Source organism: Vogesella lacus (assembly GCF_979366295.1).
The window spans coordinates 1-15529 of record NZ_CEETQT010000007.1 but is presented as its reverse complement, the minus strand read 5'-3'; the positions used below and the strand labels follow the sequence as shown (position 1 = coordinate 15529).

Here is a 15529-nt window from a genome sequence, read left to right as displayed (position 1 = left end):
GCTTCGAAGATCGCCAGCCACGTGAAGGCGGCCGTGACTTCGAACAGCGCAAGCCGCTGTTCGGTGATCGTCAGCCTCGCGAAGAAGGCCGTGATTTCGAACAGCGCAAGCCGCGCTTCGAAGATCGCCAGCCACGTGAAGGCGGTCGTGATTTCGAACAACGCAAACCACGCTTCGAAGATCGTCAACCACGTGAAGAGGGACGCAGCTTCGAGCCACGCACCCAACGCTATGATGATCGCAAGCCACGCTTTGAAGGCCGTGACAACCAGTCTGGCGACAATGCCGCAGCAGCTGACGCACCGAAAGTGCTGTTCGGTCAGCGCAAGCCTGAGGCTGCCGCTGCGGCCAACCCGGCCCCGGCAGCAGACGATCAGCGCGAAGAAAAACGCTACACCCGCGACCGCGTTGCCGGCCGTGGTCAGGCACATCCGGATTTCAAACCGCAGGAACGCCGCGAGCAGCCCGAGCCGGTACGCCCGAAATCCTTTCTGAAGTCGCGCCGAGAGCAGAGCGAAGATGGTGACGAGGCTCCGGCACGTGATGCGCGCCAGCATGGCGATAATGGCGGCTTCAACCGCAATCGCACCTTTGACGAGCCGCAACATCGTCCGGCCGATGCACCGCGCGGTCTTGGCAATCTGCTGCGTCGTCGCGAAGAAAACACCGATGGCGAACAGGACAGCCGCCCGCCACGTCAGGAACGCGAAGAGCGCAAGCCTTGGCAGGACGAAGCCCGCCAGTCGCCGCGTTTTGCGCGTGATGGCGAGCGTCAGCCACGTGAAGGCGGCTTCGACAAGCCACGCTTTGGCGATCGTCAGCGTGACGAGCGTCGTGGTTTCGACGAGCGCAAGCCGCGTTTCGACGACCGTCAGCCGCGCGACCGCGATCAGTCCTTTGGCGAGCGCAAGCCGCTATTTGGCGATCGTGCCCCGCGCGATGGCGGCCACGACAAGCCACGTCATGCCCGCAGTGAAGGCGGCGCACGCGACGGTGCGGCCAACGTTGGCCGCAGCGCCTACGTCAAGGCAGCACCGCGTAGCCTGAAAGAAGGCCAGTTCGCCCTGTTTGCTACCTGCCCGCGTGGCCTGGAAAAGTTGCTGGCGGAAGAAATCACCACCCAGGGCGGCCTCGAGCTGCAGATGACTGACGGTGGCGTACACTTCACCGGCACCGCCGAAACCATGATGCGCGTGAACCTGCATTCGCGCATCGCCAGCCGCCTGCTGCAACAACTGGCGCACGGCAACTTCCAGCAAGAGCGCGACATCTACGACCTGGCACGCCAGATCGACTGGTCGGCACTGTTTGACGTTGCCTGCACCATCAAGGTCAACACCGATGGCCACGCCCGCCTGAAGAGCCTCGACTACGTGTCGCTGCTGGTCAAGGATGCGATCTGCGACAGCTTCCGCGCCGCTTGCGGTGCGCGTCCTAGCGTCGACACCCGCCATCCGGACATGCGCATTCGCGTGTTTGTTTCCGGCTTTGACGTACAGATTTACCTCGACACCAGCGGTGAAGCACTGTTCAAGCGCGGCTGGCGTCGTGAAACCGGCGAGGCTCCGCTACGCGAAAACCTGGCAGCCGGCATCCTGCTGGCCGCCGGCTACGATGGCACGCAAGCCCTGCTCGACCCGATGTGCGGCAGCGGTACCTTCCTGGCGGAAGCCGCCGATATCGCGCTGAACCGCGCGCCGGGCCGCCATCGCGAATACGCGTTCGAGCGTTTTGCCGGCCACAACGACATCCTGTGGCGCAGCCTGTGCAGCGATGCCGAGCTGGCCGAACGTCCGGCCGAAGGGCTGGCCATTTTCGGCAATGACATTTCCAGCGAAATGGTCGAGATGGCACGCCGCAATCTGGCGCAGTGTGGCCTGGCCGAAGTGGTCACCCTGAGCCAGGGCGATGCCAGCGAGCTGGATGCCCCGGCCGAATCCGGCCTCATCGTCTGCAACCCTCCATACGGCGTGCGTCTGGACGAGCAGGACAGCCTGGCCGAGCTCTACCCGCAGCTGGCCAGCTGGCTCAAGCGCGGCTTTGCCGGCTGGACCGCTCACCTGATGACCGCTGACGAACGCCTGCCCGGCCTGATGCGCCTGCAGCCTGCCGCCAAACCCATGTTGTATAACGGCGCACTGGAATGCCGCGTTTATGCATTCCCAGTGGTAGCAGGTTCTAACCGCAAGGAAAAAAACGACAGTAACGATCAGTAATCGGACATCCGACATCTGTCTATAACAAGGGCGTGAGATAATCACGCCCTTTTTCGTGTTTGCCCTCTTTACAGGTAGACCTCATGGATACTTCATTCCTGTCAGCCACCGTACTGCTGATCCTGATTACCGACCCGCTCGGCAATATTCCGCTGTTTATCGCGGCGCTGAAGCAGGTCAAGCCCGAGCGTCGCCGCAAGGTGGTGTTCCGTGAATGCTCGATCGCCTTTGGCGTGCTGCTGACCTTCATGTTTTTCGGCAAGGGCTTTCTCGAAGTCATGCACTTGTCGGACGAGAGCCTGCGTGTGGCCGGCGGCGTGATCCTGTTCCTGATCGCGATTCGCATGATCTTCCCGCAGGAAGGCGCCAGCGTTTTTGGTGGCGACAAGGCGCATGGCGAACCTTTCATCGTGCCGATTGCCATTCCGCTGATTGCCGGCCCGTCGGCAATGGCCACCGTGCTGCTGATGTCCACCCGCGAGCCAGAACGCATGTTGGAATGGATAGGCGCGCTGACCATCACCATTCTGGTGACGCTGGTGGTATTCCTGTTTTCCGGCAAGATCCACAAGGTATTGGGCGAACAGGCAATCAGCGCACTGGAACGCCTGATGGGCCTGGTGCTGACCGCGATCTCGATCGAAATGTTGCTCAGCGGCGTCGCCGCCTACATCAACAAGCTGACCTGATCACCAGCGGCTTCACACAAGGTTTGCGGCCAAGCTTGCAAGAGCTTGGCCGCAATGCATTGGGCTGGGCGAAAAACAAGCACTGCGGCAAAATGCAGCTTTGTCAGGCCGGACACCAGCATGCAGCTCGATAGCCAGCACAGCAGCCCGCAACAACTCTATCAATGGCTGACCCACGCCGTGGTGCCACGCCCCATCGCCTGGATCAGCAGCCGCAACGACACAGGCGTCATCAATCTGGCACCGTTTTCCTTTTTCACCGTCGCCAGTCTTGCCCCGCCGGTGCTGCTGTTTAGCCAGGTGAATCCGCGCGATGGCCGCCAGAAAGACACCGTGCGCAATCTCTTGGCCAATGGCGAATGCGTAGTGAATGTGGTCAGCGAAAACGTCGCCACACAGATGAATCTGAGCTGCGGCAACTACCCGCCAGACAGCAGCGAGCTGCAACTGGCCGGCCTCACCCCAGCCCCGCAACCGTGGCACGCCGTGCCCGGCGTGGCGGAAAGCCCGCTGCGCATTGCCTGCCGCCTGCGCGAGCAGATCATCATCTCGCCCGAAGCCATGGGCGGCACACTGCTGTTGCTGGATGTACTTGGCATCGACGCGCCGGACTGTGCCAAACCACAAGACATCCCGCTATTGCTGGGCAAGCTGGGCGGTGATGATTACAGCCTGAGCCGGCCAGAACTCGCGATGCAGCGGCCTGATTAAGCCTGCGGCCAACCTTGCTAAAGGTTGGCCGCAATGCTTACTCCAGCACGCTCAGGCCCGGCAGGGTAGCAAAACTCTGCTCGCGCACCGTGTCCAGAAAATCCTGCATATAAGCGAGTCCCGCCTCTTCGCTGCGCAGTGCGGCGTACAGCTCGCTTTGCAAGCCCGCCTCGCTGATGCGTGCGCTGCTGATATAGCCGCGCTGCAGATAAGGCTGCACCGCCCAGAACGGCATCGCCGCCACGCCGCGGCGGCTGGCCACCAGCTGGATGATGGCGGCAGTCAGCTCTGAAGTGCGGCGCGGCGGGTTGATGCCGGCCGGCTTCAGCAGCTTGCGCATCAGGTCCAGCATGATTTCCGGCACCGGATAATGAATCAGCGTCTCGCTGGCAAAGTCCTCCGCCTGCCACACCGCCTTGCCCGCCTGCGGATGATCTTTGGCCATGATCACCACCATTTCATAAGCAAACAGCGGCTGATAAACCACGCCATCCTGCGGCTCGGCCTCCGAGGTAATCGCGAGATCGGCACGCCGCGTCATCAGCAGGCCGACCGGATCGGCATGAAAGCCAGACACGATATCCAGCTCCACCGCCGGCCAGTGCTGGCGAAAGGCGTCCATGGCCGGCATCAGCCAGTCAAAGCAGGTGTGGCATTCGACCGCGATGCGCAGCTCACCCGCTTCGCCCTCACGCAAGCGTGCAATATCGCGCTCGGCATCGGCAATCAGCAGGTTGGCCGCACGCGCAAGTTGCAGCAGTCGCTCGCCGGCCGGCGTAAAACGCAGCGGCTGGGTCTTGCGCTCGAACAGCGGCAAGCCGTAATGCTCTTCCAGCGCCTTGAGCTGGTGCGACAGCGCCGACTGGGTCAGAAACACGCGCTTGGCGGCCTGCGACACGCTGCCGGTATCCGCCAGTGCCAGCAGGGTCTTGAGATGGCGTAGTTCGAGCAGGCTCTGCATCATGAATCCTTTTAATGGCCAACCATAAAATAATGAAATTGCCTCATGATTATGCCTGTCAGATGATGTGTAGACAAATTCATCATCGAAGGCATTCCACATGAGCCACATTCATATTCTTGGTTTCCCGCGCGTTGGCGCCCGTCGCGAACTGAAATTCCTGGTCGAGAAGTTCTGGAAGAACGACATCAGCGAGGCCGAGCTGCAACAGGGCGCGCGTGAATTGCGCCAGAAACACTGGCTGCTGCAAAAAGGCGCCGGCCTCGATTTGCTGCCGGTTGGCGACTTTTCACTGTACGACCAGGTGCTGGACGCGCAGATTCTGGTGGGTGGCATTCCGCGCCGTTTCGGTTTTGATGCGGCCAGGCTGTCCACCGCCCAGTATTTCGAACTGGCACGCGGCAACAAGCAGCTGCACGCACTGGAAATGACCAAGTGGTTTGATACCAACTATCACTATCTGGTGCCGGAATGGCAGGCCGATACCGACTTTGCGGCCAACCCTGCACCGCTGCTGGCTCAGATTGCCGAAGCACAGGCGCTGGGCATCAAGGCCAAACCGGTACTGATCGGGCCATTGACGCTGTTGTGGCTGGGCAAATGCAAGGGTGCCGACTTCGACCGACTGAGCCTGCTGCCTTCCCTGCTGGCCACTTACCAGCAACTGCTGCTGGCGCTGAACGAAGCCAAAGTTGAGTGGGTACAGATTGACGAGCCGATCCTGGCGCTGGATCTGCCGCAAGCGTGGCTGGATGCCTTCGCCCCGACTTATGCCGCGCTGGCGCAAAGCCCGCTGAAACTGCTGCTGGCGACTTACTTTGGCAGCGTGGCGGCTCACGCCGAACTGCTGAAAGCACTGCCGGTGGCCGGCCTGCATCTGGACCTGATCCGTGCACCGGAACAACTGGACACATTCGTGCAAGCCTGGCCGCAAGACAAGGTACTGTCGGCGGGCCTGATCGATGGCCGCAACATCTGGCGCGCCGATCTGGATGCGGTGCTGGCGCAGGCCGAAGCGCTGCGCGCACAGCTGGGCGACAAGCTGTGGCTGGCACCGAGCTGCTCGCTATTGCATTGCCCGTTTGACCTTGCCCAGGAAGGCAAGCTGGATGGCGACCTGAAGAGCTGGCTCGCCTTTGCCGTGCAAAAGCTTAACGAACTGAAGTTGGCCAAGCGCGGCTTGCTGCAAGGTCGCGACAGTATCGAAAACGAGCTGGCTGCCAGCAATTTTGCCCGTGACGAGCGCCGCCGCAGCCCACGTATCCACCGTGCCGATGTGGCACAAAGGTTGGCCGCACTGCCAGCCGGCAGCGACCAGCGTACCAGCGCCTATCCGGTGCGCGCCAAGGCACAGGCCGCATGGCTGAAGCTGCCGCTGCTGCCGACCACCACCATCGGTTCTTTCCCGCAGACTGCCGAAATCCGCGCCGCCCGCGCCGCTTTCAAGCGTGGCGAAATCGATGCGGCCAACTACGAAGGGGCAATGAAAGCCGAGATCGAGCTGGTGATCCGCAAACAAGAGGCACTCGGTATCGACGTACTGGTACACGGCGAAGCCGAGCGCAACGATATGGTGGAATACTTCGGCGAGCAGCTGGCCGGCTTTGCCTTCACCGAATACGGCTGGGTGCAAAGCTATGGCAGCCGCTGCGTGAAGCCGCCGCTGATTTTCGGCGATGTGGCACGCCCGAACCCGATGACGGTCAGCTGGGCGGTGTATGCGCAGAGCCTGTCCGAGCGTCCGGTCAAAGGCATGCTGACCGGCCCGGTCACCATCCTGCAGTGGAGCTTTGTGCGTAATGACCTGCCACGCAGCGAGGTGTGCAAGCAGATCGCACTGGCGATCAACGACGAGGTGCTGGATCTGGAAAACGCCGGTATCAAGGTGATCCAGATCGACGAACCAGCCGTGCGCGAAGGCTTGCCGCTCAAGCGTGGCGACTGGGCCGCGTACCTGGCCTGGGCCGGTGAATCCTTCCGCCTGTCGTGCGCCAAGGTCGACGACAGCACGCAGATTCACACCCATATGTGCTACTCGGAATTCGGCGACATCTTGCCTTCCATCGCCGCGCTGGATGCCGACGTGATCACCATCGAGACTTCGCGTTCTGATATGGAATTGCTGCGTGATTTTGGCAGCTTCCAGTACCCAAACGAGATCGGCCCTGGCGTGTACGACATCCACAGCCCGCGAGTACCCGGCGAGCACGAGCTGGAAAACCTGCTGCTCAAGGCGCTGGATGTGATCCCGGCCGAGCGCTTGTGGGTGAACCCGGATTGCGGCCTGAAAACCCGTGGCTGGCCGGAAGTCGAAGCCGCCCTCGGCGCAATGATGAACGTGACCCGCCGCCTGCGCAGCAAGTTGGCCGCAACGGTGTAAACCTGGCTTCCCGCCTGGCGTGATGGCTGCAAACAACAAGGCCGCTGCATGCAGCGGCCTTGTTGCTGGTTTCCGGCTTATGGCCGGTACCACAACTCCTTGCGCTTCAGTGGCACCGAGTTGGGTAATAGCGGATTATCAATCTCGATGATTTCTCGCTGGCTCATTTTCAGCTGGCGCAAATGCTCGCCATTGTATTTCTGGAACAAGGCCTCGAAGCTGCCATCCTTGATACCGGCTTCCAGCCCTTTTTCCAGCATGGCCACAAGATCCTTCATATGCGGTGACACAAAGAAGTAAAAGGCCGCCGGATAATGCACGACGATATGCGGGTCTATCATCAGGCCGGCAGCCTGTGGCATCTGCGCTTCTTGCAATACCTCGATCACACTGCGCGGGAAGTAGTCGAAACGGGCATTCTTCAGCATCGGAAACAGATTGCTGTATTCGTTGGCCGTCACGACCGGCAAGCCGGCGTTTTGCAGTATCGGTGTATCCGGCCAGTCTACCGCCTGCCCGGCGCGAAAAGCCGCGAGCGACTTGATGCCATGAACTGACGCCAACAGCCGTGGCTGCTTGCTGGAAATCAATGCCACCCGCCAACCAATCAGACCCTTGAACAAGGGAATGCGGATAGGCATGACCAGACTTTCACGTGACTTGCTGGTCATGCCCCAGAACAGGTCGACATCACGCTGCTTCTGCCGCAGCTCTATCATGGCCCGGCCCTGGTTCATATTGTCAGCCGGGCGCAACTCGCACTTTTGCCGCTGTTTTTCACAGGCCATCAACAGCAAGGACTGCATATAAGGCCAGTGCGGGTCCTCCAGCCCTGATACGCGCGCATAACGTATTTGCCAGACTTTGGCGTAAACCGGTGCGGCGAACAAAACCAGCAAGAGCAAGCAAGCAAATCGCCGCATATTTCCTCCGTTACGTTGACTACTTGCCGGCCGGTATCTTTACTTTTGACCATGCCAGCAGCAATCGTTGCTGCAGCTCTGCGCCCAGCAGGCTGGAGCAGGCAAACCATGAAGACATACTGCCAAACACCTCAATCTGCCTGAGCTTCACCGCTGGCAAACCACTCAGCGAAGCCGGCGTGGTAAACAGCACACTGAATCGCCCTGCCTGCAACATGCTGATAGCGCGGGCCAGCGATCCTTTGATGACGGCGTTATCGATGCCATGACGATGCAGGCTGAGTGAAATATCCTCACCAAACGCCATCACCTGCCCTACCGGCAAATGTGACACATCCTTCATGGTCAGCGTTGAGGCCGGCAGCACATAAGCGGCAATCTGGGTGCGGCCAACCTCTTTCAGCAGCACCATACCGGCAGGCGCATGAACGGGCTCAAGCAAGGTGAAAGAGGAGCACCCAGGCTTGTGACTCAGTTCCAGCACGGCCCGATCCCTCGGGGCCAGCTGATAACGGAAGCGGATGCCGGCATGAGCAGCCATCTCGTTCAGCATGTCAACATAGATGCCGACAAATTGCCCATTGCGCTCTTCGTATACGCCAGGAATCTGAGCCAGATAGAAATCCAGCTCCTGTAACTCTGCTGCCTGCAGGCTTGCTGAACCCGCAAGCCAGAGCGCACAAAGCAGGCCGACATCCTGACCACGCATCGCCAATTACCGATTAATGCCACTCATCCAGTCTAGCAAGGGCCAGTCGCGATTGCCGGCGTAAGGCAAGCCCATTTCATAATGATCAGCCACTTCGCCTTGGATCAGAGGCTGCAGATAGGCATGAAAATCGGCCGTCACATCCTGCCCGTCTGCGGCAATCCATGCTGCAGGCAAGGCGCGCTCCAGATTGGCAATGCCCTCAAGCGCCACCGCTGGATAATGCCAGCCCTCGCCCTGACGTCGGATGCTGATCATCACATTACTGCCGCCAGCCAGCGCCAGCCGCGCCGCCTCTTGCCCGCAAGAAAGCGCCGCCTGGTAGTCGATCGCCGACAGCAGATGACGCGCCGCCCGCTGCAGGCAATCGACTTGCGCTACGTGGGCACTCAGGCCCAGCTGCGCCTGCAATCGCCCAGCCAGCCAGGCGCCAGTCCCACCGAGTTGTTCATGACCGTAAATCGCCGAGGCATGCGCCAGCGTCACAAACTGCCCGTTGCCATCTTTCAAGCCTTCCGACACCGCAATCGCGCAGCAACCATCATCACGCAAACGCTGCTGCACCGCTTGCAGCAACCGAGCTTCATCGTAGGCAACTTCAGGCAACAGCAAGACAGGTTTCGGGCCGCCATCCCAGGCCGCCAGTGCGCAGGCTGCGGTCAGCCAGCCGACGTGCCGCCCCATGGTCTCCATGATGAAGATGCGATTACGGCCCATGCTGCACATATCGAGCATCACCTCGCGCAGACTGGCCGCCAGATATTTGGCGGCGGACGGGAAACCCGGACTGAAGTCGGTGCGCTCCAGATCGTTGTCTATCGTCTTGGGAATACCGACCACGCGCAAAGGCAGGCCGAAACGTTCGCCCAGAAGGTGCAGCTGGCGCGCGGTTTCCATCGAGCCATTACCGCCATTAAGGAGTACATAGCAGATATCGGCAGCCTTGAGGTTGGCCGCAAGCTGCGCCCACATTTCTGGAGCCTGCTCGAAGGCCGGCAGAATCTGCCGGCTGGTGCCAAAGGCCGCGCCCGGCAACAGCGCCAGCTTGTCGAGTGCCGCATCGCTGATGCCGGACAGGTCAAACAGGCGCTTTTCCAGCAAACCGGTCAGCCCGTCGGCGGCGGCCAGCGCCGGCACGCCCTGGCGTCGCGCTTCGCGCAAGGCCCCCAGTGCCGAGGTATTCAACACGGCGGTCGGGCCGCCAGACTGCAGATACAGCAATTTCGCCATCACACACCTCCTTGTTGATACCATTTTGCTACCACTACACGCCGCCGCCTTTGTGCTGACACAAAGAAAAACCGCAAGCCCCGAGGGACTTGCGGCCAACCTTGTTCAGCAATAATCAGATATCGACGTCGGCTTCGTTACCACGCGCCTCCATCCAGCTGCGGCGGCTGGAGGCTTCGCCCTTGCCCATCAGCATCACGAACATCTCGCGCGTTTCCTTGAAGGCACCAGCCCGCACCTGCACCCGCGACAGGCGACGGGTGTCCGGATTCATGGTGGTGTCTTTCAGCTGTTCCGGATTCATCTCGCCCAGACCCTTGAAGCGCGAAATGCTCCAGGCGTTTTCTTTCACGCCCTCGCTGCGCAGGCGGTCGAGAATCGCCGTCATCTCGCCTTCGTCCAGCGCGTACAGCTTGCGCGGCGGACGGTTTTTGCCCTGTCCTGGTACATCGACACGGAACAATGGCGGCTGGGCGATATAGATATGGCCCTTATCGACCAGCTTGGGGAAGTGGCGGAAGAACAACGTCAGCAGCAGCACCTGAATGTGCGAGCCGTCAACGTCGGCGTCCGACAGAATGGCGATCTTGCCATAGCGCAGGCCGGACAGATCCGGCGTGTCGTCCACACCATGCGGGTCGACGCCGATGGCGACGGCGATATCGTGAATCTCGGCATTGGAGAACAGCTGATCCTTGTCCGTCTCCCAGCTGTTCAGCACCTTACCGCGCAGCGGCAGAATGGCCTGATATTCCTTGTCGCGCGCCAGCTTGGCCGAGCCGCCAGCCGAGTCACCCTCGACCAGAAACAGCTCGTTGCGCTCGATGTCCTCGCTCTCGCAGTCGGTCAGCTTGCCCGGCAATACCGCCACGCCCGAGCCTTTTTTCTTCTCGACCTTCTTCACCGATTTCAGGCGCGACTGCGCCTGACGGATCGCCAGCTCGGCAATCTTCTTGCCGGCCTCGACATGCTGGTTCAGCCACAGCTCGACCGGGTCACGCGCGAGGCCTGAGATCAGCTTCAGCGCATCGCGGCTGGTCAGCTTGTCCTTGGTCTGGCCCTGGAATTGCGGATCCAGCACGCGTGCCGACAGTACAAAGCGCACCTTGCTCCACACATCCTCGGCCATGATTTTCACGCCGCGCGGCAGCAGGTTGTGGTGTTCGATAAAGCTCTTCACCGCCTCGAACACACCGGCGCGCAGGCCGGCCTCGTGCGTGCCGCCCACCGGGGTCGGAATCAGGTTCACATAGCTCTCGCCACTGGCACCGTCTTCAAACCAGGCCATCGCCCACTGTGCGCCTTCGCCCTTGGCGAACTGCTCGTGCTCGTCACCGATATAGGCTTCGCCGGCGAACAGCGGCGCGATCGGCTCGTCATCACCACACAGCTCGGCCAGATAGCTCTTCAGGCCTTCCGGATACTGCCAGACCTTGACCTCGTCGCCGCTCGGGCGTTCGATGGTCAGCGTCACCGCCACGCCTGGCAGCAACACTGCCTTGGCACGCAGCAGGCGCTCGAGCTCGGGCATCGAGTAACGCGGGCTTTCGAAGTATTTGCCGTCCGGCCACACGCGCACGCGGGTACCGCTGGTGCGTGGGCCGCAGTCACCGACACGGGCCAGCGGCTCGATCACATCACCACCGGCAAACACCAGGCGATGTACGCCGCCCTCGCGCTTGACCTCGACTTCGAGGCGGGTAGACAACGCATTGGTGACCGACACGCCGACACCGTGCAGACCGCCAGAGAAGGCGTAGGCGCCGCCGTCTTTCTTGTTGAACTTGCCGCCGGCGTGCAGACGGGTAAAGACCAGCTCCACCACCGGTACACCTTCCTGCGGATGCAGGCCGACCGGAATACCGCGGCCATCGTCCTCGACCGTCAGCGAGCCATCCAGATGCACAGTGACGGCGATCTTGCGCGCAAAGCCACCCAAGGCTTCGTCAGCGGCGTTGTCGATCACTTCCTGGCAGATGTGGGTCGGGTCGGTAGTACGGGTGTACATGCCGGGGCGCTCTTTGACCGGCTCCAGCCCTTTCAGTACCCGTACCGAGGATTCGTCGTATTGTTGCTGGCTCATGTCATTCCTGTTTGCCAAGTCGTGCACCGTCTGACGGTGCACCAAAAAAAACATGGCCACGCCGCATTGCAGCGTGGCCCTATCCGCCTGAGGCTCTGGCAGCGCATCCGGCTACCGGTCCTGCAAACGGCCCAGATATTCACCGCGGCTTTCTACGCCGCGCAGGAAACGCATCAGCTCGGTCAGCGCACGTTCGTAAACGTCACGCTTGAACTCGATCACGTTATCGATAGGCTCCCAGTAAGGTGTCCAGCGCCAGCCATCGAACTCCGGATGGCTGCAGGCTCGCAGGCAGACATCGCTGTCGCGGCCAACCAGCCGCAACAGGAACCAGATCTGCTTCTGCCCGCGATAGCTGCCGCGCCATTCGCGGCGCACCCAGTTGGTGGGCACGTCATAGCGCAACCAGTCGCGGGTACGGCCAAGAATCTTGACGTGCTGCGGCAGCAAGCCGACTTCTTCTTCCAGCTCGCGATACATGGCTGCCTCCGGGCTTTCACCAGGCTTGATGCCACCTTGCGGAAATTGCCACGAGTGTTCTCGCACCCGCTTGCCCCAGAACACCTCATTTTGCTGATTGATGAGAATGATTCCGACGTTGGGGCGATATCCATCCCTGTCCAGCATGTATCAACCCGTTAACTCTTTGATCATCGAATTTTCACACATTTTTCCTGTAGCTGCCATGTATCCCCCAAGCTTGCTGCCAGGCGCAGCTCACCCAAGGGGCTGGTTGCAGTTTTCTTTAAAACAATCTGTCGCAACAATCTTGTCAAAATCCCCTACAAAGGTTGTATTGCTGTCGCAAGCAGGTTTTAATTAGCCGCTGGGCATTACGGCCTTTTTTTACAAGTCGGTAGTGTTGGCTACGAGGAAAAATCATGAAGAAAACAACTCTGGCGCTGAGCGTCGGTCTGATGATGGTTGGTTTTGCAGGTAAAGCACTGGCTGCACAAGAACTGAATATCTATAACTGGGCAGAATACATTGCCGAGGATTCGATTCCCAACTTCCAGAAAGCCACCGGTATCAAGGTGCGCTATGACGTTTACGACAGCAACGAAATCCTGCAAGCCAAAATGCTGACCGGCAAATCAGGCTACGACATCGTCACCCCGTCTGCCCAGTTCCTGGCCAAGCAGATCCAGGCCAATCTCTACCTGCCGGTAGACAAGAGCAAGATCCCTAACTACAAGGATCTGGACCCGGACCTGATGAAGCTGATGACCCAGTTTGACCCGGGTAACAAGTTTGCCGTGCCATACATGTGGGGTATCAACACCCTCGGTATCAATACCGACAAGGCCAGCAAGGCTCTGGGTGGTAAGCTGCCAGCCAAGCAGTGGGACATGCTGTTCAAGGCTGAAAACGTCAGCAAGCTCAAGAGCTGCGGCGTAAGCATGCTGGATTCCCCGGCCGAGGTTTTCCCGATGGTTCTGCACTATATGGGCAAGAGCCCATCCAGCAAGAACGAAGCTGACTACCGTGCTGCGGCCGACCTGCTGAAGACCATCCGTCCGAGCATCACCCGCTTCTCGTCTTCCGGTTATATCAACGAGTTGTCCGGCGGCTCGCTGTGTCTGGTGCTCGGTTACGGTGGTGATATCAATATCGCCCGCAACCGTGCCGCTGAAGCCAAGAACGGCGTGAAAGTACAGGCACTGGTACCGCAGGACGGCGTGGCGATCTGGATCGACAGCATGGTGATCCCGAAAGATGCCAAGAACGTGGATAGCGCGCTCAAGTACATCAACTACACCATCGATGCCAAGGTTGCGGCCAACAATGCCAATGCCGTGACTTACGCGCCAGGCAGCCTGCCGGCACGCAAGTTCATCGACAAGGCCAACCTGAATAACCCGTCCATCTTCCCGAGCAAGGAAGTCATGGCCAAGAGCTTTGTCATGCTGCCGATGGATCCGAAGATCCAGCGCCTGACCACCCGTCTGTGGCAGGAATTCAAGACCAACAAGAAGTAAGCTGACTTCTGTGGCAGGCCGGGCTCGCCCGGCCTTTTTTCATCGCACTCATTCGCCCTACATTCCGTCACCATGCACTTTTTCAACTTCGGCAAATGCCGGCTGCCCGATAACGGTATTCCTTTTTCGGCGAGCCAGTTCACCGCACTGCACAGCGCAGAAGCTTATCGCGAGCAGCTGCTACAACTCATTGCCAAGGCGAAACAACGAATCTTGCTATGTGCGCTCTATCTTGAACACGATAGTGGTGGCGAACTAATTATGCAGGCATTACACGATGCCAAACTGGCCAGCCCGGATCTGGATATTCGCGTTTTTGTCGATGCCCACCGCGCCAGGCGCGGCCTGATAGGCAGCAAAGATACCGGCAACACCAATGCAGGCTGGTATCAAGAGCTGGTTCGTGAGGATGCGGCCAACGTCCCAGCCATTTTTGGCATCCCGGTACAATCGCGCGAGTTGTTTGGCGTGCTACATCTCAAAGGTCACGTGATCGATGATCAGGTGTTCTACTCTGGCGCCAGCTTTAACAATGTGTATCTGCAGATGCAGCAGCGTTATCGCCACGACCGCTATCACATACTCGATTGCAAACCGTTGGCTGACTGCTTTGCCGACTATCTTGAGCAACTATCAGCACACCCAGCTGCCATGCGTCTGGACCTATCTTCTGTTCCCGCACCCAAAGAGCAGATACGCCAGCTACGCAAGCAGCTGCAACAGCATCATTACCAATACCCGATACAGACAAGCACAAATGCCCCAAGTCTGAATATCTACAACAGTCTGGGACGTCACGGCCTACTGAACCAGCAGATCCTTGCTTTGCTATCTTCAGCCCAGCAAAAAATCACGCTGTGCACACCCTATTTCAATCTACCCAGAAAGCTTGCCGCGATTCTGAACGACAAGCTGATGCAAGGTTGCCAGGTCGAGATCATTGTCGGCGACAAGACCGCCAACGATTTTTACATCCCGCCCGAGCAACCATTTCGCAGCATCGCTGCACTGCCCTATCTGTACGAAACCAATCTGCGAAGCTTTGCCAAAAAGCAGCAGCAATACATCAGCACGCAACAGCTTGTCATTCGTCTCTGGCGCGATGGCGATAACAGCTTCCACCTCAAAGGCATCTGGGTAGACAAGTGCTGGCAACTTCTGACCGGCAACAACCTGAACCCGAGAGCATTCCGGCTGGATCTGGAAAACGGCATTCTGATCAAGGATCCCAAAGGCGAACTATTTGCCGCCAGCGAATCTGAATTGCAGCAGATCCGCCAGCATACAACGCAGCTCACGCATTACCGCGAGCTGCAATCACTACCCGACTACCCGGTTAAAGTACAGAAACTACTGACACGCCTGCATCGCGTACGCCTGGACAAGCTGCTCAAACGCATGCTTTAAGTTTGTTACCTGCTCTTGCGGCCAACGTTGGCCGCAAGGCGGATGCTGGATCTAGCTGGGAATGGAATTGGCAGGACAGATGCCGGTCGGCATCGTTTTGGCGGGGAGATTGCTTTGCTTCGTCCTGCACAAAGCACAAAGCCCGACTCATAGAGTCGGGCTTCCGTGGGGGAGTCTGGCGGTGTCCTACTTTCACACAGGCAATCTGCACTATCATCGGCGCTAAGGCGTTTCACGGTCC

At 59.5% G+C, this 15529-nt stretch carries 12 protein-coding genes; 6 read left to right on the top strand and 6 right to left on the bottom strand.

All coding sequences use genetic code 11. The features are described from left to right. The 3 genes from ACZ9W6_RS10040 to ACZ9W6_RS10030 all read left to right on the top strand — a co-directional run. Positions 1–2216 (top strand): THUMP domain-containing class I SAM-dependent RNA methyltransferase (locus ACZ9W6_RS10040; RefSeq protein WP_465190991.1); only part of this gene is annotated, 2216 nt, incomplete at its 5' end. Positions 2217–2299: 83 nt separating this feature from the next. Continuing rightward, positions 2300–2905: a MarC family protein gene (locus tag ACZ9W6_RS10035; RefSeq protein WP_465190990.1), complete on the top strand. Its 606-nt coding sequence runs from the start codon at positions 2300–2302 to the stop codon at positions 2903–2905. Between the two features lie 120 nt (positions 2906–3025). Next, positions 3026–3616: a flavin reductase family protein gene (locus ACZ9W6_RS10030; protein WP_465190989.1), complete on the top strand. Its 591-nt coding sequence runs from the start codon at positions 3026–3028 to the stop codon at positions 3614–3616. Between the two features lie 37 nt (positions 3617–3653). Here the strand turns inward: ACZ9W6_RS10030 and ACZ9W6_RS10025 are convergent, their stop codons facing one another. Beyond that, complete coding sequence (locus ACZ9W6_RS10025; protein WP_465191212.1) at positions 3654–4577, bottom strand: LysR family transcriptional regulator; 924 nt, start codon at positions 4575–4577, stop codon at positions 3654–3656. A gap of 100 nt (positions 4578–4677) precedes the next feature. On the opposite strand from ACZ9W6_RS10025, the gene metE reads away from it, so the two are divergent. Further along, positions 4678–6957 carry a 5-methyltetrahydropteroyltriglutamate--homocysteine S-methyltransferase gene (metE, locus tag ACZ9W6_RS10020; RefSeq protein WP_465190988.1) on the top strand — a complete coding sequence of 760 codons (2280 nt, stop codon included), beginning with the start codon at positions 4678–4680 and terminating at the stop codon, positions 6955–6957. Positions 6958–7034: 77 nt separating this feature from the next. Here the strand turns inward: metE and ACZ9W6_RS10015 are convergent, their stop codons facing one another. The 5 genes from ACZ9W6_RS10015 to ACZ9W6_RS09995 form a co-directional block, all read right to left on the bottom strand. Further along, positions 7035–7880 (bottom strand): hypothetical protein, encoded by an 846-nt coding sequence (locus tag ACZ9W6_RS10015; protein WP_465190986.1) that lies wholly within the window; start codon positions 7878–7880, stop codon positions 7035–7037. A gap of 19 nt (positions 7881–7899) precedes the next feature. Then, positions 7900–8589: a hypothetical protein gene (locus ACZ9W6_RS10010; protein ID WP_465190985.1), complete on the bottom strand. Its 690-nt coding sequence runs from the start codon at positions 8587–8589 to the stop codon at positions 7900–7902. 6 nt (positions 8590–8595) lie between these two features. Next, positions 8596–9819 (bottom strand): diphosphate--fructose-6-phosphate 1-phosphotransferase, encoded by a 1224-nt coding sequence (locus ACZ9W6_RS10005; protein ID WP_465190984.1) that lies wholly within the window; start codon positions 9817–9819, stop codon positions 8596–8598. 115 nt (positions 9820–9934) lie between these two features. Next, on the bottom strand, positions 9935–11902 hold the full coding sequence (parE, locus tag ACZ9W6_RS10000) for a DNA topoisomerase IV subunit B (protein ID WP_465190983.1): 1968 nt from the start codon (positions 11900–11902) through the stop codon (positions 9935–9937). 111 nt (positions 11903–12013) lie between these two features. Beyond that, positions 12014–12529 (bottom strand): RNA pyrophosphohydrolase, encoded by a 516-nt coding sequence (locus ACZ9W6_RS09995; RefSeq protein WP_465190982.1) that lies wholly within the window; start codon positions 12527–12529, stop codon positions 12014–12016. A gap of 254 nt (positions 12530–12783) precedes the next feature. On the opposite strand from ACZ9W6_RS09995, the gene ACZ9W6_RS09990 reads away from it, so the two are divergent. Next, the gene (locus ACZ9W6_RS09990; RefSeq protein WP_465190981.1) at positions 12784–13881 is read left to right on the top strand and encodes a polyamine ABC transporter substrate-binding protein; all 1098 of its coding nucleotides are present in this window, start codon (positions 12784–12786) and stop codon (positions 13879–13881) included. A 72-nt stretch (positions 13882–13953) separates the two neighbouring features. Next, positions 13954–15288, top strand: coding sequence for a CDP-diacylglycerol--serine O-phosphatidyltransferase (pssA, locus tag ACZ9W6_RS09985; protein ID WP_465190980.1), 1335 nt, complete (start codon positions 13954–13956; stop codon positions 15286–15288). Positions 15289–15529 lie beyond the last annotated feature (241 nt).